This window comes from Mesorhizobium sp. L2C084A000 (assembly GCF_000502875.1).
In the GTDB taxonomy this organism is placed as follows: Bacteria; Pseudomonadota; Alphaproteobacteria; order Rhizobiales; family Rhizobiaceae; genus Mesorhizobium.
The window spans coordinates 1-21349 of sequence record NZ_AYWX01000022.1 but is presented as its reverse complement, the minus strand read 5'-3'; the positions used below and the strand labels follow the sequence as shown (position 1 = coordinate 21349).

At 61.9% G+C, this 21349-nt stretch carries 18 protein-coding genes; 5 read left to right on the top strand and 13 right to left on the bottom strand.

The window, feature by feature from the left end; translation table 11 throughout:
• Position 1 precedes the first annotated feature (1 nt).
• Together dusA and X735_RS138120 are read right to left on the bottom strand one after the other, a co-directional pair.
• Positions 2-1000, bottom strand: a complete 999-nt coding sequence (dusA, locus tag X735_RS138115) for a tRNA dihydrouridine(20/20a) synthase DusA (RefSeq protein WP_023813937.1) — start codon at positions 998-1000, stop codon at positions 2-4.
• Positions 1001-1242: 242 nt separating this feature from the next.
• Positions 1243-3225 (bottom strand): BTAD domain-containing putative transcriptional regulator, encoded by a 1983-nt coding sequence (locus tag X735_RS138120; RefSeq protein ID WP_023813936.1) that lies wholly within the window; start codon positions 3223-3225, stop codon positions 1243-1245.
• 151 nt (positions 3226-3376) lie between these two features.
• Between X735_RS138120 and X735_RS138125 the strand changes: the two genes are divergently transcribed.
• From X735_RS138125 to X735_RS138135, 3 genes are read left to right on the top strand one after another with little or no spacing between them, the layout of a single operon-like run.
• Complete coding sequence (locus tag X735_RS138125) at positions 3377-4375, top strand: DMT family transporter (protein WP_023813935.1); 999 nt, start codon at positions 3377-3379, stop codon at positions 4373-4375.
• Positions 4359-5189, top strand: a complete 831-nt coding sequence (locus X735_RS138130) for a hypothetical protein (RefSeq protein ID WP_245273307.1) — start codon at positions 4359-4361, stop codon at positions 5187-5189. Before X735_RS138125 ends, X735_RS138130 begins: the two co-directional genes overlap by 17 nt.
• Before the next feature lie 42 nt (positions 5190-5231).
• Positions 5232-6035: a DUF1194 domain-containing protein gene (locus X735_RS138135; protein WP_023813932.1), complete on the top strand. Its 804-nt coding sequence runs from the start codon at positions 5232-5234 to the stop codon at positions 6033-6035.
• Positions 6036-6142: 107 nt separating this feature from the next.
• Here X735_RS138135 and X735_RS138140 read toward each other — a convergent pair whose 3' ends face one another.
• The 8 genes from X735_RS138140 to X735_RS138175 all read right to left on the bottom strand — a co-directional run bounded on the left by X735_RS138140 (position 6143) and on the right by X735_RS138175 (position 14716).
• A complete protein-coding gene (locus X735_RS138140) occupies positions 6143-6445 on the bottom strand; it encodes a DUF982 domain-containing protein (RefSeq protein WP_023813931.1) in 303 nt (100 codons plus the stop codon).
• A 138-nt stretch (positions 6446-6583) separates the two neighbouring features.
• Complete coding sequence (locus X735_RS138145) at positions 6584-7582, bottom strand: dipeptide ABC transporter ATP-binding protein (protein ID WP_245273306.1); 999 nt, start codon at positions 7580-7582, stop codon at positions 6584-6586.
• Positions 7579-8538: an ABC transporter ATP-binding protein gene (locus X735_RS138150; RefSeq protein WP_013531724.1), complete on the bottom strand. Its 960-nt coding sequence runs from the start codon at positions 8536-8538 to the stop codon at positions 7579-7581. The genes X735_RS138145 and X735_RS138150 overlap by 4 nt, the downstream gene beginning before the upstream one ends.
• The gene (locus X735_RS138155; protein WP_023813929.1) at positions 8535-9506 is read right to left on the bottom strand and encodes an ABC transporter permease; all 972 of its coding nucleotides are present in this window, start codon (positions 9504-9506) and stop codon (positions 8535-8537) included. Before X735_RS138155 ends, X735_RS138150 begins: the two co-directional genes overlap by 4 nt.
• Complete coding sequence (locus X735_RS138160; RefSeq protein ID WP_023813928.1) at positions 9506-10522, bottom strand: ABC transporter permease; 1017 nt, start codon at positions 10520-10522, stop codon at positions 9506-9508. Before X735_RS138160 ends, X735_RS138155 begins: the two co-directional genes overlap by 1 nt.
• A 39-nt stretch (positions 10523-10561) precedes the next feature.
• The gene (locus X735_RS138165; RefSeq protein ID WP_023813927.1) at positions 10562-12223 is read right to left on the bottom strand and encodes an ABC transporter substrate-binding protein; all 1662 of its coding nucleotides are present in this window, start codon (positions 12221-12223) and stop codon (positions 10562-10564) included.
• A gap of 18 nt (positions 12224-12241) precedes the next feature.
• The gene (locus X735_RS138170) at positions 12242-13147 is read right to left on the bottom strand and encodes a proline iminopeptidase-family hydrolase (RefSeq protein ID WP_023813926.1); all 906 of its coding nucleotides are present in this window, start codon (positions 13145-13147) and stop codon (positions 12242-12244) included.
• A gap of 54 nt (positions 13148-13201) precedes the next feature.
• Positions 13202-14716 carry a leucyl aminopeptidase gene (locus tag X735_RS138175; protein ID WP_023813925.1) on the bottom strand — a complete coding sequence of 505 codons (1515 nt, stop codon included), beginning with the start codon at positions 14714-14716 and terminating at the stop codon, positions 13202-13204.
• Positions 14717-14962: 246 nt separating this feature from the next.
• On the opposite strand from X735_RS138175, the gene X735_RS138180 reads away from it, so the two are divergent.
• Both X735_RS138180 and X735_RS138185 read left to right on the top strand, forming a co-directional pair.
• Entirely contained in the window at positions 14963-15865 is a 903-nt protein-coding gene (locus X735_RS138180) for a LysR substrate-binding domain-containing protein (protein ID WP_023813924.1), read from the top strand.
• Between the two features lie 244 nt (positions 15866-16109).
• Complete coding sequence (locus tag X735_RS138185) at positions 16110-17567, top strand: NCS1 family nucleobase:cation symporter-1 (protein ID WP_023813923.1); 1458 nt, start codon at positions 16110-16112, stop codon at positions 17565-17567.
• Positions 17568-17605: 38 nt separating this feature from the next.
• Here the strand turns inward: X735_RS138185 and X735_RS138190 are convergent, their stop codons facing one another.
• From X735_RS138190 to X735_RS138200, 3 genes are all read right to left on the bottom strand, one after another.
• Positions 17606-18142, bottom strand: coding sequence for a DUF1697 domain-containing protein (locus tag X735_RS138190; RefSeq protein ID WP_023813922.1), 537 nt, complete (start codon positions 18140-18142; stop codon positions 17606-17608).
• A gap of 18 nt (positions 18143-18160) precedes the next feature.
• A complete protein-coding gene (locus X735_RS138195; RefSeq protein WP_081734993.1) occupies positions 18161-19798 on the bottom strand; it encodes a CTP synthase in 1638 nt (545 codons plus the stop codon).
• A 137-nt stretch (positions 19799-19935) separates the two neighbouring features.
• Positions 19936-21063 carry a L,D-transpeptidase gene (locus X735_RS138200; protein WP_023813920.1) on the bottom strand — a complete coding sequence of 376 codons (1128 nt, stop codon included), beginning with the start codon at positions 21061-21063 and terminating at the stop codon, positions 19936-19938.
• Between the last annotated feature and the right edge of the window lie 286 nt (positions 21064-21349).

Sequence of the window (21349 nt, the reverse complement as noted above, 5' to 3'; positions counted from 1 at the left end):
CTCAAGCCGCTTCGGCTGCTGCTCCACCGAACTCGACGGCCGCGAAAGCCGTCTTCAGCACGTCCGGGCCGGCGCCGGGTTTTGTCGCGTCGGTGGACAGGATCTGCCGGTAGCGGCGCGCACCGGGCAGGCCATGGAACAGTCCGACCATATGGCGGGTGACATGGCCAAGCCGGCCACCCTGCTCGATATGGCGTGCCGCATAGTCCGCCATGGTATCGATCAGCGCGGCAAAATCGAACGGCTCGGACTGGACGCCGTAGAAAGCGGCATCGACGCCGGCCAGAATGCCGGGCGTGTGGTAGGCGGCGCGGCCAAGCATGGCGCCGTCGACGTGACCGAGATGCGCCTGGGCCTCTTCAATCGACTGAATTCCACCATTTATGCCTATGAATTTGTTGTTCTTTTTTGCCTTCAGTCGATAGACTCTGCTGTAATCGAGCGGCGGGATGTCTCGGTTTTCCTTGGGACTCAGCCCTTCCAGCCACGCCTTGCGTGCATGCACCCACAACGCGTCGGCGCCGGCATCGAAAACCCCATCCGCCAGCGCATCGAGGGCTGGTTCCGGGTCCTGCTCGTCGACGCCGATGCGGCATTTGACGGTGACGGGAATTGTCACCGCCGCCTTCATCGCTGCGACGCAGCCGGCGACGAGGTCCGGCACCTTCATCAGGCAGGCGCCGAACGTGCCCGACTGAACGCGGTCCGACGGACAGCCGACATTGAGGTTGATCTCGTCATAGCCAAAAGCCTCGCCGATGCGGGCAGCCTCGGCGAGCTTTTCACGATCAGAGCCGCCGAGCTGCAGCGCGACCGGATGTTCCGTCGCATCGAAGCCGAGCAGCCGCTCGCGCGCGCCGTGAATGACCGCGTCGGCCACCACCATCTCGGTGTAAAGCAGTGCATGGCTCGTCAACTGGCGGTGGAAGAACCGGCAATGCCGGTCCGTCCAGTCCATCATCGGGGCTATGGCTATCCTAAACCTTTGATACTCTTGCATATTTAGTAACTTCAATAGGTTAAATCGTATCGTATGAACTCTATCACGTGCCATGATAGGCCAAGCCGCAAATTCGGCGGATGACTGGCTGGCGCGACGGCGTGCGGCGCGACTAGCTCAATCGCAGGGGTAGCTTATAGGTCGACCTGGCCGGAATTGCCAACGCGTCATCTGCTTTCGATGCCTGGGCGGAGGATGGAACCCTCCAGTTTCGTATGATGGTGTCTGCGCCAAAGATGTGGCTAGGAACTGGGAAGGCCAGCCCTCGACAGCATCTCAAGGAACCGGGAATGGTGATGATCCTTCACATAGCGCGGCACAAAGCCAGGGCAGACATTGCTCAGATTGAGATGCGGAAGTTGTGACAGGCAATGGTGGATGGCTCGGGACGCTTCTTCGTTGTTCCCGGTGGCCGACGCGGTCGCGGCCCAATAAAGGGCACCGCGAACGAAGCCCGGCTTTGTCCTGACCACTTTGCGGGCGGCTTCGAGCGCCCGCTGGTTGTCTCCGCCAGCGAAGAGCGCCACAACCAGGCCGTGGTGGCGCCAGAAGTCGATCACATCGTGCGTTCCGAGCCGGATTGCTTCGTTGGCCTCGCGCACCGCTTCGTCGACCTGCCCGCGCAACGCAAAGAGCATCGAAATATCGCCGTGGCCAGTCGGGTAGCTTGGGTTGAGGCTGATCGCGTGGCGGCATTCGGCGATCGCCTCGTCGATACGACCGCAACTTTCGAGAGCGAACGACAAGATACATCGGGCAATTTCATCGTCCGGTACCGCCCGCACCGCGGCTTCCGCGAGTTCGACCGCACGCTCGATCACCCCACGCTCCCGAGGCAGCGCGCCAAACGCCACGCCCATGGATATTACGATCGAGAGCGTCCGCTTTGCACGGGCGTTGTCGGGACCTATCGAGAAAGCCTTCTCGGCAAGCTCTACCCCCACCAAAAGCGAGTCCCGAGTCATCTCAAAATATTTCATGAGGGCTTCGTTGACCAGCCTGCGCACTTCAGGGGTACCCGGCGGGCTTTTGTCTCGAACCTTCCAGTTGGTCAGTTGAAGTTCGAGGATCACGGCAAGAACAACAGACTGTGCGATCCTGTCCTGGAATTCGAGCGCGTTTTCGGAGTGGCCGTCGAATTTCTGGGCCCAGACGTGGTGGCCGCCGGCGGCGTCGACGAGCTGGATATTCACCCTCAACCCATTGCCGGATCTCTGGACGCTGCCGCTGAGCATATATCGCGCCCGGAGTATCCCTGGCGTCTTGGCTTCTTCGCCCGGGCCGCTCTTCTCGGGCGGAAGCGCGGCGAGCACGACATAGTCGGCCACTTCGGAGAGGGCCGTCGTGATGTCCTGGACAAGTCCCTTGGCGAAAAAGTCGTCGCCTTGCTTTCCGGTCAGATTGACGAAGTCGGCAACGCTGATGGACGGGCGCCCAAGGCGCTGGCTGGCCGGAACACCACTTGTCGACTGCACATTTGAGGCGTCGTCGGCGGCAAGCAACAGAGATTGCCAAAGCGCCCGCGTTTCAGGGCCTGCTTCGACGCCGAACTCCTTCTTCAGCATGCTTCTGCAAGCTTCGTATGTCCTGATTGCCCTGTCGCGTTGGCCACATGCAAGGAGCAATTCCATCTTGAGCCGATAGGATTCTTCCCGTGTCGGTTCCATGGCCAAAATACGATCGGCTAGGATCAGCCCTGCATCGGGGTCGACGAGACGGGCCAGCTTTTCGAAGGACTCAAGCGCACGGCTAAGCAGCCTGTCGCGTTCCGATGTGATCCAGTCATCGAACGCATTGCTTCCCAGATAAGGCCCGTCGAGGAAGGGCCCGGTGTAGTTCGCCAAGGCCTTCGCGAGGTCCTGAGCGGAACGGGCCGAGAGACCCGTTTCGAACTTCTCCACGTCGATTTGAAAGGCCTCTGGCCTCAGGGCGATCAGCTCACCGCTGGAATGGATGAGATCCACCCCTTCTCGCGCCAGATCCTGGCGCAGGACACTGAGGGCTTGCCGAAGGCTGTTGCGCGAATGTTCGCCGTCACTGTCGCCCCATAGGAGGTCAGCCAGCCTCTCCCGCGTCGCCGCCATGCCCGGACACCGGGCCAGATAGGCGATGATTGCCGGCCCTCGTTTCCCGGTCAGCCGAAGCGGACCGGCCGTTTCATTTTCAATCCGGAAACCGCCGAAGAGTGAGATTCTATTTGCAGCGCCCCTGTCCTCACTTTGCATTTGCTATCCCAGCCTGACGAAATCCTAACTCAAAACTAACGCTTCGCAACAGTCGGCCTTCGCGCTCAAGCGCTGCCGTAACGGCAGGCTGTTTAGGCTTTGCTAAATTAAAGTGACCAAGTCAACGAAAGGCTTGGTTCGAGGGGGACGCGTGTCCAGGACAAGAGCCAATTTGCTGCTGCTATTCGCAGCCGCTTTGTGGGGCTTCGGCAATGTCTCGCAAAAGATGGTGCTTGTGCATCTCGACGCGCTGAGTGCGGTGGGTCTGCGCTGCCTGATCGGCGGGCTGCTTGTGCTGCCCTTTGTCTTGATGGAGAGGCGGCTTTCGCTCGGGCCGGACTATTTTTCCAGCTTGGCCAAGGTGGGCGCGCTGTTTGCCATCTCCATCACGCTCCAGCAGCTTTGCTATATCAGTGCCTCCGTCACCAATGCCAGCTTCCTGGTCAGCACGGCAACGGTAATGACACCGCTAGCCGCCTGGTTTCTCGCAGGCGAGCGTCCGACAGCGAGTCTCACGGTCGCCGCCGGGCTGACCGTTGTTGGCGCACTGCTGTTGTCGGATGGGATTGCCGGGTTCAGCAGTGGCGATCTCACCGCTGTCCTCTCGGCTGCCTGCTATGCGCTCTGGGCAGTCGAGCTGGGCCGGCACATGCAGGTGCATGCGCGGCCGTTCACCGCAGCCGCGACACAGTTCTTCGGCGCCGCAGCCTTCGCCCTGCCGCTCGGCGCAATGCAAGGCAATCTGTCGTTGGCCGCCGCATTCGCAGCCGGCCCGGAACTGGCGATCCTCGGCGTGTTCTCCACTGCGATTGCCTTCGGCATACAGACGGTTGCCCTCCGCTTTACGCCGGCCAGCCACGCCGCCGTGATCGTCAGCGCAGAAAGCGTTTTCGGGGCGCTGGGCGCGGCGATCTTTCTCGGCGAGCGGAGCTCGTCCGCGAGCGCATTGGGTGCCGCCATCATTCTGGGTGCGATCCTGTCCGTGGCACTGTCGAACCGAGCGCCGCAGGCACGCACGTCCTTGCGAACCGCTTCGGTTCAACCCTCCGACGGGGCCCCTGCCTTTGCAGCTGCCGCCGCAAATTGGGCAGGCGATCGTCACCCCAACAATTCAGGTCCAGTGGAGGAATGTGATGACCCTTGCCGGTGATGCGAAACCTATTCCGGCCCCGGCTGCCGCCCGACACGGGGCCAGTGGCGTCGATCAGCCAGGCGGCGGTGGCCTTGCCGATGGCGGCAGGACTTGTCGTGGGGGCGCAGTGATGGACGCGCGGACGATCCTTCTTCCTATCGCACATTTGGTTTCGGCGCTTCGCGCCCGCATGAAGGGACCGGGCGGCTATTACAACAGCGGTAACGCGCTCGGCCTCATTGTCGGTCTCGCGATCCAGATTGCTACCGCGCCGGTCGGCTTGCATGAGGGAAGCAGCGTCACCATGGCGGTGATCGAATATTTCGCCGGCAGCCATGGCACTGTTGCGCTGACCTTGACCACCCTGGTCTTCTTCTGGGGCGGCGAGGCCTATCACCGGGCCTGGGCAAGGCCGGATGCTCCCGATCCCACCCTCAACCGTCTGGGCGACTTCCTGTCGGGTCTGGGTGCGATCGGACTCGGTATTGCCCTGTTGCTGCTCGGCGATCCATTGCTTGCGGCGACCTCTGGCCTGCTCCATGCCCTGGGCAAATTCGGCAGCACCTTCCACAGGCCCGGCACGCCAATTCCGATGTGGCCGGCCGCTTGGCCCGATCCGTTCCGCAGTGCGGTGCTCGCCAGCCGGTTGCCGGCAATGCTGGCGACGACCGTCGCCCTCGGCCGAGCTCTGCCGGAGGTCTGGTCGGGCGGGTCCTTCGCGGCACTCGCCATGCCACTGACCTTGCTCGGCTGTTATCTTTTGTGGACCAAGGCCGATCTGCTGCTGTTCGGGGTGGGTGCCAAGGCGCCCCGCCAAATTTCCACATGTTGAGCTCGCTTTTTGAAACGACCGGATGTCGAGATGGAGAATGACATGTTTGGCAGTGTATATCATCAGGACGCCGGCCCCCTATCCTTTCGTGAACGGGTACGGACGAAAGGTTGGGGCATTCTGACGCCGGTCAGTTCAATCTCGAGAGTGACAGGAATAGTCGCAGCTTCGATGTTTTGGGCGATCTCTGCCCATGCCGCGAACGTTGACGTCGCTATCGTGTTCGCGGTCGATTTCTCGTCGTCAATCGATCCAAAGATCGCCGATATGCAACGCGAGGGACATGCCGCGGCACTCACCTCGCCAGAGATCATCGCCGCCATCAGCCGGAATTACGTTGGCTGCATCGGCATTGCCTACTTTGAATGGTCGAGCCCCGGACACGCGCGCATCGTGCTGCCGTGGACAAGCATCTGCGGACTGGAAGATGCCAAAGCGGCGGCTGCGGTGATCAGCAGGAAAGGCGATACCGGCTTCATCCGCAGAGGGCGAGGCGGAACATCCGTTTCCTCGGCTATCGACATCGGCAGTCTCCTGCTCGACCAGTTTCCGGGAAAGGCAGCCAAGAAAGTCATCGATATCTCCTCCAACGGCGAGAACAACGACGGGCTTCCCGTCCAACCGAGCAGGTCGAACGCCATAGCCAAGGGATATACGATCAATGCCATCGCCATCCCGACGGAGGATGAGAGTCCCGACGAACCTCTGGCATCCTATTTTGCAGAATCGGTCATTGGCGGTTCCCAGGCCTTCGTCATGACGCCGAAGGGGCCAGACGACTACACGATGGCGCTTCGCCGCAAGCTCGTGACTGAAGTAAGCATGATCGACGACCGTCCGCTGTGAAGTGTGCCATACAGGACGAACTTTCGACGCGCCATCCGAGCGCATTGCACAACGAGAGCCCGGCCCGCTGCAGCGCGGGACCTTGTGGGGACCGTCAGGACAACAGCCTATCGCCGCAACGCGTGTATGCTTGCCTTGCTTTCGCCGGGCACCGGCAACGCCATGTCGTCATCGAGAAGACGCGTGATGCGGGCAAAGCCGGTGAACGCTTTCCTTGCTTCCTCGGCCGACATCTGGCCCGACAAGGCGGCCGAGCAACAATTCAGCGCGCACTGATAAACCGGACCGCGCCGTCCCGTCGGCCATTTCCGCAAGAACATCATGGCTTCGGCAACACTATCGATTTCTTCCAAAGGGTGTCCCTGCCCGCGCGAAATCCGCACGGGCGAAAAGAAATGCAATTGATCCATCGTTTCCTCCCGGTCGACCGCAATGCGCTCGATCGAACCCCACCAAACGCGCCAATAGCCGGTTGGTTCCAGGCAAAAATGGAATTTTTTAGAAATCTGTCAGGCGAAGGCGATCACCCGTGCGGTGGTGAGTGTCGCCTACATCGTGGGGAAGTGGCAGGCGACTTTGCGACCGGGCCGGTATTCCCGTAACTGCGGCCGCTCCGAACGGCAGCGCTCCGCCGCGATCGGGCATCGGGGATGGAAACGGCAGCCGGTTGGAGGGTTCAGCGGGCTCGGTACGTCGCCGGTGAGGATGATGCGCTTGCGCGTCCCACCGGGCGTCGTCTCCACGACGGGAACCGCCGAGATCAGCGCCTGGCTATAGGGATGGGCTGGTGCTGCAAACACTTCTTCCGCCGGCCCTTCTTCGACGATCGAGCCGAGATACATGACCGCGATGCGGGTTGAAACCTGACGTACCACAGACAGGTCGTGGGCGATGAAGATGTAAGTGAGGTTGAGCTTCTCCTGCAGATCGGCGAGCAGGTTGACGATTTGCGCCTGCACCGACACGTCGAGCGCAGAGACGGGTTCGTCCAGGACCACAAGGTCCGGATTCAATGCAATAGCCCGCGCGATGCCGACGCGCTGGCGTTGTCCGCCGGAAAATTCGTGCGGAAACCGCATGACGTGATCCGGCAGCAAGCCGACAAGGTCGAACAGTTCCGCCACGCGTTTGGTGATCTCGCTCGACGAGAGCCTGCCATGGATGCGCAGCGGCTCGGCCACCAGGTCGCCGACGCGCCGGCGCGGATTGAGCGATGCCGACGGATCCTGGAAAACCATTTGCAGGCGCCGCCGCAGCGGCCTGAGTTCAGACAGCGACTTCGAGGTGATGTCGTTGCCTTCGAACAGAAGCTCGCCGTCCGATATGTCGTAGAGCCTCACCAGACAGCGCGCCAGCGTGGACTTGCCGCATCCGGATTCGCCGACCAGCCCAACCGTCTCGCCGCGCCACACGGTCAGGGAAACATTGTCGACCGCATGGACGGTTCGCTTGCCCTCGGCAGAAAAGCGGCTGCCGATGGAAAAGCGCCTGCCCAGCGAACGCGTCTCGAGGATTGGGCGGTTCTTGTCGATCATCGGTCCGCTCATGCCTGTGCCACCCTGAAGCATGCCGCGGCATGGGTGCCGCTCCCGAGATCGGGCTTGCCGGCCTCGCAGGGTTCGTAGTGAACTGGACACCGCGGACCGAACGCACAGCCCTGCGGCAGTCGCAGCAATGATGGCGGCGAACCGGGAATGGCCGGCAGGCGCCGTGGTTTTTCGCCGGTCAGCGGCGGGATCGAACCCAGCAGCGCGCGCGTATAGGGGTGTCGCGGATCGGAAAACAGCTCCGCGCGACTGCCGCGCTCCACCACGCGGCCGGCATACATGACCATGACCCGGTCGGCGAGTTCGGAGACCACGCCCATGTCATGCGTGATGAAGACGACCGCCGACTTGTGCGTCGCGCGCAGCTTGCGCACCAGATCGAGAATACCGGCCTGTACGGTGACGTCGAGCGCCGTGGTCGGTTCGTCAGCCACCAGCAGCGCCGGATTGCAGGACAAAGCCATTGCGATCACCGCCCGTTGACGCATGCCTCCGGACAGTTGGTGCGGGTAGCGCGACATCGCCTCGTGCGGGTTCGGAAAATTCACCTCGGCCAGCAGTTCCTCGACGCGCTCCATCGCCTTGGACTTGCTGATGTTGCGATGCGCGCGGATCTGTTCGGCGATCTGCCAGCCGATCGTGTAGACAGGCGTCAATGCGGTCATCGGATCCTGGAAGATCATCGCGATCTCGTTGCCGCGCAGCCGCCTGAGTTCGCGTGCGGGCAGTCCCACGAGTTCGCGGCCCTTGTAGCGGATCGACCCTTCGATGGTGGCGTTGGGATCGGTGATGAGACCCATGACGGCCAGCAGCGACACGGTCTTGCCGGAACCGGACTCACCGACGACACCGAGGATCTCGCTCTCCTCGAGGTCGAAGGAAACGCCATCGATGGCCCGCACCAGGCCATCATTTGTGCGGAAGGAAACTCTGAGGTCGCGCACCGACAGTATCATGATGTCCTCAGGCGCGGATCGAGAAGGATGTAGACGAAATCTACGACCGCATTGGCGATAACCACGAACATGGACGCATACATCACCGTCGCCATGATCATCGGCAGATCGAGATTCTGCAGAGCGTCATAAGTGAGCTTGCCGATGCCGTGCAGCCCGAACACCACCTCTGTCAGCAAGGCCGAGCCTCCCACCAGCGCGCCGAAATCCAGGCCGAACAGAGTGACGAAGGCGATGAGCGACGTGCGCAAGGCATGGCGCAGCAGGATGCGGGTTTCCGACAGCCCCTTGGCCCGGGCCGTGCGGATATAGTCTTCCTGCAGCGATTCGATGATTGCCGCGCGCAGCACGCGCCCGTAAATGCCGATATAGAGAATGGACAGTGTGATCCAGGGAATGACCAGGGTCAGAAACCAGCCCTTCGGATCGTCGGAGAAATTCTTGTAGCCGAGCGGTGGCACCCAGGAGAACGCCCAGCTGTCGTGGTAGCGGCTCTGGGTGATCAGGTTCATCACTTCGCCCAGCCAGTACACCGGCATCGAAATACCGAGCAGCCCTAGCGCCATCAGCAGCTTGTCCAGCCAGCTGCCGCGCGTGGCGGCGGCGGCGATGCCGATGATGATGGAGACGACCACCCACAGGATCGCTGCTCCGAACACCAGCGAGAGCGTGACCGGGATCGAATCCATCACCGCCGGCACCACTTTCCAGCCACGATTGACGAAGGAGGTCAAGTCGCCTGTGACGAAGATCTTCTCCATCATCGTCACATATTGCACGTAGAGCGGCCGGTCGAAGCCGAAGCTGTGGCGTACCGCCTCCAGCACTTCGGGCGATGCATTGCGGCCGGCGATCCGCGCCGCCGGGTCGGCGCCCGGCGTTGCGAAGAAAATCAGGAAGACGATGACCGAGATGCCGAACATCACGAACAGCATCTGGCCGAAACGGCGCAGGATGGCGTAGATCATCAGTCGCGCCCCAGCCGAACCTTGGAGCGCGGATCAAGCGCGTCGCGCAGGCCGTCGCCAAAGACATTGAGCGCCATGACGGAAACCGCGATCGCCAGCCCCGGCACCAGCGCCACCAATGGCCTGGTGTAAAGCAGCGCCTGTCCGTCCTGGATGATGGTGCCCCAGCTCGCTGCGGGTGGCTGCACGCCGATCGAAAGGAAGGAAAGGGCCGATTCCGTAAGCATGTTTAGCGCCATCATCAGCGGCACGAAGACGATGAGCGTGGTGGTGACGTTGGGCAGGATGTCGCGCCACAGGATGCGCCACCCCGGCACGCCCAGATTGATCGCGGCCAGCACGAACTCGCTTTTACGCAGTGCCAGAACCTGCCCGCGGATTGGGCGGGCCACATAGGGCACGTAGACGATGCCGATGATGATGACAGGCAGCCACAGACTGCCGGACTCGATCTGGATCGGACCGATCGTGATACCATGCGCGATGGTGACGATGGAGAGCGAAATCGCCAGCAGATAGATCGGGAACGCCCACAGTATGTCGAGGAAGCGCGACAGCACCGTGTCGGTGACGCCGCCGAAATAGCCGGCGATCAATCCCGCCGCCGTGCCCAGGATCAGGGTGAAGATAGTGGCTGCTCCGGAGATCAACAACGAGCTCAGCCCGCCATAGAGCATCCTGGCCATGACATCGCGGCCCTGGCTGTCGGCGCCGAGGAAATAATTGCCCAGCCGCCAGGTCGGGCCGAGCGGTGTGTAGCCAAGCCCCAGCCCTTCCGTCGATTGTTCCATCACCGGAACGTCGGCACCGTCGATCTGGATGACGGCGTCGAGCGTCGAGGCGAAGGGATCCACGCCTGCCCATTTCGCATAAAGAGGCGCACTGAGGCAGGCAAGGACGATGAGGAGGAACACGGCCAGGGACGCCATGGCAGCCCCGTCCGTTGCCAGCTTCGCAAACGCGACGGCCCAGGGCCCTCGCGTCTTGCGCGGCATGGTGACAGCTTGGTTCGACACGCGCGTGCCTCTCCGCGGTTCGTTACTGCACCCAGGCCATTACTGTACCCAGGATTGGGTGATCATCCAGTTGAACTGCCGGTTGAACTTGAAATTGCCGAGACGTTTGCTGACAAAGTCGAGCCGCTTCGGCGTGAAGAGGCCGACGGCAGGTGCCTTGTCGGTGACCTGCCTGTCGATTTCAGCCCACATTTTGTCGGCGGCTTTCTGATCGGTGACGCCGAGGTCCAATGCCTTTTGCATCTTGGCGTCGATTTCCTTGTCGCAGAAGCCGGCGATGTTGATCGAGGCGTCCGAACCTTCACGGAAGGAGGCGCAGCTGAACAGGATGTTCAGGAAGTCCGAGGCCGCAGGATAGTCCTTGTACCACTGGGTGACGGACATCTGCACCTTGTTGTTGGTGTTCTGGATGTAGGTGAACTGGATGTTCGACGAGATCGGCTTGACGTCGGCGACATAGCCGATGCTGGTCAGCACGCTCTGCAGATAGACGCCGATGGACCGCGAAATGGCGGTGTCCTCGACGATGATCGTCACCTTCTGGCCCTTGGTGCCGGAGTCCTCGACGAGCTGCTTTGCCTTGTCGAGGTCGGGAGCCGACCATTTGGCGCCCGGATTCTTGGTGAAGGGGCAATAGTCTTCATGGCCGGGGAAGTCCGGAGGCAGGACCTGGCAGACCGGCGAAGCCAGCACCTTGCCGCCGAACAGCTTGACCAGCGTGTTGCGATCGATCGCATAGGCAACGGCCTGGCGGGCTTTTTCATTGTCGAAGGGTGCGAGACGGTTGTTCAGCGGCGCGTACCACCACGCCGAAAGCGGTGAGATGTGCAGCTGGTCCATGGATTTGCTGCCCAGTTCGCCCAGGCGATCGCTGGGCAGAGCGTCGAACATCCAGTCCGCTTCGCCGTTCTGGATCGCGGTGACGGCTGCCTCTTCGGACAAGCCGAAATCATACTGGACGACATCCGGATAGCCGTCCGGCTGGGCTTCTTCGCTCCACTGCTTGAAATTGGGGTTGCGGGAAACCGTCATGCCCTTGTTGGGGTCGAAGGCCGAGATCGTGTACGCGCCGGTGCTGGGAATGGGCTTGGAACCCATGTCTTCTGCGGGCGTGTCCGCCGGCAGGACCACGGCATGCGGCAAGGCCAGCTTGTAGAGCAGTTCGGCATCCGGCTTGGTGATGTTGATGGTGATGGTGCCGGCCGCTTCGTCGCCGACAACGCCGCCTTCCAGCGTGCAGCTCTTGGTGTCGGCCAGGCATTTGTCCGCGCCGACGATGCCGGCATAGAACGTGCCGGAGGTGGGTCCGGAAACCTTGAAGATGCGCTGGAAGGAAGCGACGACGTCCTTCACGCCAAGATCCTGGCCGCTGGAGAACTTGATGCCCTTGCGCAGCTTGAAGGTGAAGGTCTTACCGTCATTGCTGACCTGCGGCAGGGCCTCGGCCAGATCGGGAACGATGGTGAAGCCGTCCATGCCCTCGGCCTTGCGGAAGGCCACCAGGCCGTCATAGATCGGCTGGTACATCTGCCAGCCCTGGTCCGTGTAATTGATGTGCGGATCGAGCGTTCCGGCCGCGGAGCGGGCCAGCAGGCGGATGGTGCCGCCCCGGTGCTCCTTGAGATATTCGGCCTGTGCCGGGGCCAGCCATGTACCGGCCAGCAATGCCGCGGCTGTTGCCGCCAGAAGCAGTTTCTTCATGTCTTGATTCCCCTTTTTTCAGTTATCGTTGTGGTCCAGGAAGTCTCCCACCACCCGCATGCACGCATCTTGCTCTTCGACATGCGGCATGTGGCTGGAATGCTCGAATATCTCCCAGCGAGACCCCTTGATGCCGTCCTTGTAGGGCTGCACGGTCGCGGGCGTGGCCTCGTCGTGACGTCCGGAGATGATCAATGTGGGAACATCGATGGCCGGCAGGCGCTCAACGATGCTCCAGTTCTTCAGCGTTCCGATGACATGGAACTCGTTCGGCCCATTCATCAGATTATAGACGGTCGGATTGCGCACGACCTGGGCGAAACTTTCCGTGACTTCGGGCGGGAAAGGCACGACCCGGCAGACATGCCGCTCGTAGAACACCATCGTCGCCGCCTGGTACGCCGCATCGTCCGTCGTGCCGGCCTGCTCGTGCCGGGTCAGAGTCTCCTGCACATCGGCGGGCAGATCCGCACGCAACCGGTTGGCCTCTTCGACCCACAGTTTCATGGACGCCGGTGAGTTGGCAATGGTCAGCGATTTCAGACCCTTCGGCCGCGTCACGGCATATTCGGCGCCCAGCATGCCGCCCCAGCTCTGGCCGAGCACGTGGAAGCCCGCCCGAATGCCGAGGTGGTCGATCAGGTTTTCAAGCTCGTCGATGAACAGCCCAGGTGTCCAGAAATCGGCGCCTTTCTCAGGCAGCAAGGTGGAATTGCCGCAGCCCAACTGGTCATAATGAATGACGGCGCGATCCCTTCGCGCAAGAAGCTTGTAGGCAGCGACATAATTGTGGGCGACGCCCGGGCCGCCATGCAGGATCACCACCGGCGCCTTTTCGCCACCGAGTTCGCCACTGACCCGATACCAGGTCTCGTAGGCACCGAAAGCGCCCCGTCCTTCCATGCCGATGATCTCAGATGACATACCAGTTCCCAGTGCGGTTGAAGGCATCTTGTATTTGTCCGTGACGACGGGGGCCTAACTCATGTTGCGGGTGACCTGCACCCACTCTTCCAGCATCTGCACGCCAAATGCCGTGGCACCTTGCCTGCCGAGAGGCCGATCGGTGTCGGTCAGTTCCTTGCTGGCGATGTCGAGATGCACCCAGGGGCGATCTTCCGTGAAATGGCGCAGAAAGGCCGCGGCATAGGGAGCGTCGCCGTCCTCCATGTCCTTGGCATGATGCCTGAGGTCCGCGAACGGCGATTGCAGACCCTCATCATAGGCCCGGTCGAGCGGCAGCCGCCAGAACCGTTCGCCGACCGTTTCTCCGGCCGCGATCATCTGTGACGCGATGGCATCGTCGGTGCTGAACAGGCCGGCGAATATCGAGCCCAGGCCACGCGTCACCGAATAGGTCAGCGTCGCCAGATCGACGATCACCGAAGGGTTGAAGCGCGTGGCTGCATAGTGGAGGCAGTCGGCCAGAAGCAGGCGTCCTTCCGCATCCGTGTCGAACACTTCCACGGTCTGTCCGGACGCCGTCGTGATGATGTCGCGCGGTTTGAGCGCGGTGCCGGATGGCATGTTCTCGGCGATGCCGAGAACACCGACAACGTGTACCGGGCTGCCTTGCCGGGCGAGCGCGATCAGCAGGCCGACCACAGCGGCCGCTCCGCCCATGTCGGCTTTCATGTCGAACATCTGCGCTCCGCCCTTGATGCAGAGGCCTCCCGAATCGAAGCAGACGCCCTTGCCGACGAAAGCGAGTGGTTGAGCGGGCGCACCCTTGCCCCGGTAACGCAGGACAGCGACCCGGGGCGGGCGCGCCGAGCCCGATCCAACAGCAAGAAGCGCGTTCATGCCGAGCTCCTTCAGTTGCGCGGCATCGAGCATTTCGATGTCGATTCCGGCTTCACGCAGCGGCTCCAGATGATCATGGAAATTGTCGGGATGGAGATGGTTCGGCGGCAGGTTGACCAAGGTCCGCGCATATTCGACACCGTCGGCGATGGCATTGATCCGCGCCAGCGCCGCAGTCAGATTTGGGCCGCGGGCCCCGACCAGTTGCACCCGCAAGGTTCGATCCGCTCCTGCTCCTTGCCGCCGGTTGCGCATGTCGAAACGATAGCGGCGCAGCCGCATGCCAAGCGCGACACGCGCCAGGATTTCGGCTCCGGGCAGGTCAACGCCGGCGATGGGGTCCAGGACCAGGGTGGCCGCGCATTCTCCCTTGCCCTCCAGATGCGCGGCAAGCAAACCGCCGGCGCGTGCCAATGACAGGGCGGTTACGGTTTCAGCTTTGCCCAAGGCCAGGACGACCACGCGCTTAATCGATACGGCCTGAGGAGCAATAAGATCGATGCAGGTGCCGGATTCGGCCAAGGCGGCCGGGTCGGAGCAGGCGCGAGAGAGGATCCCGCTCATCTCGGCATCCAGGGCGACTGCCCGCGGGCCAAAGCCCGTGTGGGCAGTTTGCAAAATCACGACGACGGAGGTTTCCGCAGAAATCTCGTCCGCGGTCTCGAAGACCGGCGCTGGCGATTGAGGCATAGGCTGGCGCTCTCTCCAATTGCGGCAATACCAGCCGGTAGCGAGCAACGCTTCGCTCGCCCCGGTGGAGACTGGTCAAGCCGGTCTCCGCCGTTCGTGGTATAATGCCGGTCCCCAAACAGTCGCTTTCTTGAGACGACTTAATTGCTCTTGCCTTCTGGGTATCCCCTAACGGGGCAGGCGATCAAACGCGAATTCTGCCCATGTCGATTGACAAAAACTCAACTGACAATTCATGATCGGCCAATGGCCCTTCCCTCACTCAATGGCATGCGCGCTTTCGAGGCCGCCGCTCGCCTCGGCAGCGTCAAGGACGCGGCGGAAGAACTGCATCTGACACCCTCGGCTGTCAGCCGCCACATCCGCGCGCTTGAACGAAATCTCGGCCAGGACCTGTTCGAACGCGGTTTTCGCCAGATAACCCCAACCATAAGGGGCTCCTACTATGCGCGCAGCCTCTCGGAGGCGTTCGAAGCCATCTGGCGCGCCACCGATGACGTCAGCCTCTCCGAGGGGTCGCGCCACGGCAAGATCCAACGTGTGCGGGTCTTGTGCGTGCCCACCGTTCTGAACCTTTGGCTGGCGGATCGGTTGCCGAACTTTCGCCGGTTGCATCCGTCGGTGGATCTGGAGATTTCCACTTCAGGCAAGCGCGCCAACTTCGATTTGGCCATTGTCGACGAGTTCGTCTACAAGGCCGGCCCGGCTTTGACGCTGCTGATCCCGCTGCTTTTGACGCCGGTCTGTGCGCCTTCGCTTTTGGAGGGGCCTGTGCCGCTGCGATCGCCGGCCGATCTGGTCAATCATCATCTGATCCATGAATGCGAAACCATGAGATGGAAGCGTTGGCTGGAGCAGGAAGGCGTTCTGGAAACGACGCCAAAATCCAGCACAACACTGGATGATTGCACCTTGATCATGCGCGAAGCGATCAATGGCGCGGGAATAGCGCTCGCGGACACGATGATGGCGCAAGATTTTCTGCAGCAAGGCAAACTGGTCGCCCCGTTCCGTGCCCGCCACACCTATCCGGCCGGCATTTACCTGCATCAGCGTCGCAGCATCGGCAACAAACCAGGCACCGGCCTGTTTCAGGATTGGCTGCTCGCCGAAGTCGCGGATCACAAGCAGCTTATGGCCATCACCTAGATGGCCCCCTACCGAAGATGTCGGGAGCCACCGCTTCAGATTGGAATCCCAGCGTCGAACTTCGAATCATCCGTGCCGGGCTCAGCGATGACCCACCATCGCCGTGCATCGATAATCGCAGTTCTCATTGAATATCTTTAAGGCCAAAGCCGGCAAATAGGTTGCTTGTCGGTTCCCCTGCGGCAGGCTTAACCTGCACGCGGCCAACGCGTGAGGGCGCGTGCTGCAAAAGGGGAACATTGCCATGACGATACAGGGTGCTTCACCTGATCTGTACAACGAGGATCTGGCTCCGGCCAAAGTTCGAAACTGGGGGCCATTCTCGATCTTCAACGTCTGGACGTCGGACGTCCACAGCCTTTGGGGCTACTATCTTGCCGCCAGTCTGTTCCTGTTCTGCGGCGGCTTTGTCAATTTCATCATCGCCATAGGCATCGGATCGCTGATCATCTACGCGCTGATGAACATGGTCGGCTATGCCGGCGTGAAGACGGGCGTGCCCTACCCCGTGCTTGCCCGCGCCTCTTTCGGCATCTGGGGCGCCAACATACCGGCACTGGTGCGCGCCATCGTCGCCTGCTTCTGGTACGGCGCGCAGACGGCCGCCGCCTCGGGCGCGATCGTGGCGCTGCTGATCCGCACGCAGTGGTTCGCCCATTTCAACGCCAGCACGCATTTCCTCGGCCATACCGGCCTGGAGGTGATCTGCTTCGTGGTCATCTGGGGGCTGCAACTGCTGATCATCCAGAACGGCATGGAAACGGTGCGCCGCTTCCAGGACTGGGCCGGCCCCGCGGTGTGGGTGATGATGCTGATCCTGGCGATCTATCTCTGCGTCAAATCCGGGAGATTTGCCTTCACCAGCGACATCCCGATGGACGTGTTGCTGGACAAGACGAAGGACGCGGGCGTGCCCGGCACGCCCGGCTCGTGGACTTCGCTGTTTGCGGTGGCAGCAATCTGGGTCACCTATTTCTCGGCGCTCTATCTCAACTTCTGCGATTTCGCCCGTTACGCGCCGGACAAGGCATCGCTGCGCAAGGGCAACATCTGGGGTCTGCCGATCAACCTCATCCTGTTCTCGCTGGTCGCCGGCGTCACCACCATTGCCGCCTTTGACGTCTATGGCGAAGTGCTGCTGCATCCCGACCAGATCTCGGCGAAATTCGACAGCTGGTTCCTGGCGGCGCTCGCAGCCCTGACCTTTGCGGTTGCGACCCTGGGCATCAACGTGGTCGCTAATTTCGTCTCGCCGGCCTTCGACTTCTCCAACGTCTTCCCCAGGCAGATCGACTTCAAGAAGGGCGGCTATATCGCGGCCGTCATTGCCCTGCTGCTCTATCCCTTCGCGCCATGGGAAGGCAGTGCCGCTTCCTTCGTCAACATCATCGGCGCGACGATGGGGCCGATCTTCGGGGTGATGATGGTCGACTACTACCTGATCCGGAAGGGTGAGGTCGACGTCGAAGCGCTTTACCGCGAAGACGGCGAGTTCCGTTTCCAGGGCGGCTGGCACGTCAATGCCTTTATCGCCGCCGGCATCGGCGCCATCTTCTCGTCGATCCTGCCCAACTTCACCAACTGGCTGCCGTCCTGGTGGGGCGTCTATGGCTGGTTCTTCGGCGTGGCGATCGCCGGCATCATCTACTACGTGCTGCGCACCGCCGCTTTGGGCGCCGGCGCCAGGACCGCGAAAGCCTGACAAGGTGAATTTTGGGGCGGCGAGAGCCGCCCCAAAACCTACCCGAGCATCTCGGCCAATCTGCGCACTGTGTTCCAGTTGCGCGACGTGCCCGTGCCCAAGCGCTTGTGATTCATGGCCGCGAGCAGCCGCGAGCTTGTCCTCTCGCGTGAAAATACGACCCAGATGTCGCCGCCGACCGAAGTCACTTTTTCATCCTCGCCGGCATAGGCTTGGAGCCCCTTCACGGCCTCCACGGGCGCAGGCTTGCGCATCACCCGTACGGCCACCTGATCGCCTGTTTTAGCCGAATCGGCCGGGAACGGATTGCCGGCGGCAAGCTTCAGCCAGTCCTCGGCACCACGCACGATGATATCGACATGGCGGCCGAAGGTCTTTTCGAAGACTGTTTCCAGCCGCCGTTCGAGGTCGGCGATATCAGTTGCTGGCGCCTCGAAGACCAGATTGCCGGTCGCCACCAGCGTGCGCGAATTCTTCAACCCGAAATCTTCCGCCATGGCCTTGAGGTCGGCCATGACGACCCGACGGCCCTCGCCCAGGATGATGCTGTAAAGCAGCGCGACATAGGTCTGCATTGCCGCCCGACCTGATCGCTACACCAACCGGCTCTGCTCCACCGCCGCCTCGATGAAACTGGCGAACAGCGGATGCGGGTCGAGCGGCCGGCTTTTCAGTTCCGGATGATATTGCACGCCGATGAACCAGGGGTGGTCTGGATACTCGACCGTCTCCGGCAGCACGCCGTCGGGCGACATGCCGGCGAATACCAGGCCGCAATCCTCGAGTCGCTCCTTGTAGTCGATATTGACCTCGTAGCGGTGGCGATGGCGCTCGAAAATCTGTGTGTCGCCGTAAATCTCGGCGATCTTGGAGCCCTTGGCGAGTTCGGCCTGATAGGCGCCGAGCCGCATCGTGCCGCCGAGATCGCCGGTTTCCCGGCGCTTCTCCAGCATGTTGCCTTTCAGCCATTCGGTCATCAGGCCGACGACCGGTTCCTCGGTCGGACCAAACTCGGTCGAAGACGCATGTTCGACGCCGGCCAGCGACCGCGCCGCCTCGATGCAGGCCATCTGCATGCCGAAGCAGATGCCGAAATACGGCACCTTGCGCTCGCGCGCGAACTTCGCCGCCAGGATCTTGCCTTCGGCACCGCGCTCGCCAAAGCCGCCGGGAACCAGGATGCCATGCACCTTTTCCAGCCATGGCGTCGGATCCTCCTTTTCAAAGATCTCCGATTCGATCCAGTCGAGCTTGACCTTGACGTGGTTGGCCAGGCCGCCATGCGAGAGCGCCTCGATCAGCGATTTGTAGGCGTCTTTGAGGCCGGTGTACTTGCCGACGACGGCGATGGTCACCTCGCCTTCCGGATTGTGGATGCGGTTGGACACCGCCTGCCACGGCTCCATGCGCGGCTTCGGGGCCGGATCGATGCCGAAGGCGGCCAGCACTTCCGAATCGAGCCCTTCCTTGTGATAGGCCATCGGCACGTCGTAGATGTGCGGCACGTCGAGCGCCTGGATCACAGCGCTCTCGCGGACGTTGCAGAACAGCGACAATTTTCTGCGTTCTTCCTTGGGGATGGCGCGGTCGGCGCGGACCAGCAGGATGTCGGGCGCGATGCCGATGCCGCGCAGCTCCTTGACCGAATGCTGAGTCGGCTTGGTCTTCAGCTCGCCCGCTGTCGGGATGTAGGGCATCAGCGTCAGATGCACGTAAACGGCGTTGTTGCGCGGCAGGTCGTTGCCGAGCTGGCGTATCGCTTCCAGGAACGGCATCGCCTCGATGTCGCCGACCGTGCCGCCGATCTCGCAAAGCACGAAATCATAGTCGTCATTGCCGTTGAGGACGAAATTCTTGATCTCGTCGGTGACGTGCGGAATGACCTGCACGGTTGCGCCGAGATAATCGCCGCGCCGCTCACGCTCGATGATGTTCTTGTAGATGCGGCCGGTGGTGATGTTGTCCTGCTGATTGGCGGAGCGGCCGGTGAAGCGCTCGTAATGGCCAAGATCGAGATCGGTTTCCGCGCCATCATCAGTGACGAAAACCTCGCCATGCTGGTACGGCGACATCGTGCCCGGATCGACATTGAGGTAGGGGTCGAGTTTTTTGATGCGTGCGCGATAGCCTCGCGCCTGCAGGAGAGCCCCAAGGGCCGCTGCGGCTATGCCTTTTCCAAGTGAGGAAACCACGCCGCCTGTGATGAATACATATCGCGCCATGGGAGTCATCGCTTAACGCGGCCGGATTGATTCCGCCAGAGAAAAAACCACCGCGAAGGTTTTTTCCCAAGAAGGCGCTCGGATCGTGAACAGGGCAAAACAAAAGGGCCGGCTGAGCCGGCCCTTTCGGCAGGATGACGAAAACGTCAGATGATGACGACCTTGGTGCCAACCCTGACGCGGCTGTAGAGGTCCATGACGTGCTCGTTGATCATGCGGAAGCAGCCATTCGAGGCGCTGGTTCCGATCGACTGCGGCGCGATTGTGCCGTGGATACGCAGATGCGTGTCCTTCTTGCCGTCATAGAGGTAGATGGCGCGGGCGCCGAGCGGGTTCTGGCCACCGCCGGGCATGCCGTCCTTGTACTGGCCATAATGCTTCGGCTCACGCTTCTGCATGTCCAGCGTCGGGATCCAGCGCGGCCATTCCTGCTTGTCGCCGACCGCAACCGTACCCTTGTACTGCAGACCCTCGCGGCCGACCGCAATGGCGTAGCGGCGGGCGGTGGAGGACGATTCGACGAGGTAGAGGCGCCGCGCACTGGTGTCGATGACGATGGTGCCCGCATCGTAACCGCTGAATTCCACGTCCTGCGGCACGAATTCCGGCTTCACCTTGAACTGCTTCTTGGCTTCCCTCTTGGCGAGCACCTGGTCGAGAGCCCGTGTCTCAGGGAGATAGCTTATCGAAGACCCGGACGAGGTCCCGCCGAAGAGACCGGCGAACAGACCACCGTTGCTCGGCTGCTTCTGGCCGATGACCTCGCTGCGCAGCTCGCCATTGTTGCCGGTCAAGGCGACGTTCATCGCCTCTGCCGGAAGCGGCTCTGCCGATTGGATCGGCGCGATCGGTTCGATAGGCTCGATGATCTTGGCAACCTGCTTCTTGGCCGGCTTGGCATCGGCCACCTCGGTTGCCGGCGCGCTCTTGCCCTTCTTGGCAAGGAACGCCTGCCGTTCAGCGTCGGCCTTGGCCTTGGCCGCCTCGCGCATCGCCAGTTTCCTGGCTTCGAGCGCCTTGGCTTTGGCGGCCTCCTTGTCGGCAACGATCTTGGCCTCGATCTTCTTGATCTGGGCGAGGTCGTCGGGCGTCGGGTTTTTCTTCTTCTTGAGAAGCTTCAATTGCGACGCGTCACTTTTGACGGCGACGTTGATGGCGGAGGTTGTTTCAACCGAAGGCTGTGCGGCCATATTGGCCGGAACGCCTGCGAAAGCGGGGGAACTCACGCCGAGTGCGGCGCAAAGTCCCAGGAAAATGAAGCTGCGAAGCTGCATGGCGAAGATCCGATCGTTCTATGCTTGTTGCCACGGCGTCGCCCAGCGCCCCCCAAGGGCGCCGGAAATGCCGCACGCAATCTATAGTCGAATAAGCGCGGGCGCCTCAAGCGCGAGGCCATGCCTCACCTCGTCGAATCTTCGTGATCTCGCCGCATTTGCCGCGACTGTGTTCAAACGACCACAGATCGCGGTTTCAGGGGCCCGAAGACTATTGGTTCGGCACCTGCGGGGCCGCCGGCGCGGCGGGAGCCGTGCCGTTGGTCGCCGGCGGCGTCGAGCCGGC

What these genes read in the sequence shown, in the direction of transcription:
- X735_RS138130 (WP_245273307.1), top strand. Translation starts at nt 4,359, where the DNA reads ATGACCCTTGCCGGTGATGCGAAACCTATTCCGGCCCCGGCTGCCGCC.
- X735_RS138190 (WP_023813922.1), bottom strand. Translation starts at nt 18,142, where the DNA reads ATGCAGACCTATGTCGCGCTGCTTTACAGCATCATCCTGGGCGAGGGC.
- X735_RS138175 (WP_023813925.1), bottom strand. Translation starts at nt 14,716, where the DNA reads ATGCCTCAATCGCCAGCGCCGGTCTTCGAGACCGCGGACGAGATTTCT.
- X735_RS138135 (WP_023813932.1), top strand. Translation starts at nt 5,232, where the DNA reads ATGTTTGGCAGTGTATATCATCAGGACGCCGGCCCCCTATCCTTTCGT.
- X735_RS138170 (WP_023813926.1), bottom strand. Translation starts at nt 13,147, where the DNA reads ATGTCATCTGAGATCATCGGCATGGAAGGACGGGGCGCTTTCGGTGCC.
- X735_RS138155 (WP_023813929.1), bottom strand. Translation starts at nt 9,506, where the DNA reads ATGATCTACGCCATCCTGCGCCGTTTCGGCCAGATGCTGTTCGTGATG.
- X735_RS138140 (WP_023813931.1), bottom strand. Translation starts at nt 6,445, where the DNA reads ATGGATCAATTGCATTTCTTTTCGCCCGTGCGGATTTCGCGCGGGCAG.
- X735_RS138180 (WP_023813924.1), top strand. Translation starts at nt 14,963, where the DNA reads ATGGCCCTTCCCTCACTCAATGGCATGCGCGCTTTCGAGGCCGCCGCT.
- dusA (WP_023813937.1), bottom strand. Translation starts at nt 1,000, where the DNA reads ATGCAAGAGTATCAAAGGTTTAGGATAGCCATAGCCCCGATGATGGAC.
- X735_RS138145 (WP_245273306.1), bottom strand. Translation starts at nt 7,582, where the DNA reads ATGAGCGGACCGATGATCGACAAGAACCGCCCAATCCTCGAGACGCGT.
- X735_RS138165 (WP_023813927.1), bottom strand. Translation starts at nt 12,223, where the DNA reads ATGAAGAAACTGCTTCTGGCGGCAACAGCCGCGGCATTGCTGGCCGGT.
- X735_RS138195 (WP_081734993.1), bottom strand. Translation starts at nt 19,798, where the DNA reads ATGACTCCCATGGCGCGATATGTATTCATCACAGGCGGCGTGGTTTCC.
- X735_RS138200 (WP_023813920.1), bottom strand. Translation starts at nt 21,063, where the DNA reads ATGCAGCTTCGCAGCTTCATTTTCCTGGGACTTTGCGCCGCACTCGGC.
- X735_RS138185 (WP_023813923.1), top strand. Translation starts at nt 16,110, where the DNA reads ATGACGATACAGGGTGCTTCACCTGATCTGTACAACGAGGATCTGGCT.
- X735_RS138120 (WP_023813936.1), bottom strand. Translation starts at nt 3,225, where the DNA reads ATGCAAAGTGAGGACAGGGGCGCTGCAAATAGAATCTCACTCTTCGGC.
- X735_RS138150 (WP_013531724.1), bottom strand. Translation starts at nt 8,538, where the DNA reads ATGATACTGTCGGTGCGCGACCTCAGAGTTTCCTTCCGCACAAATGAT.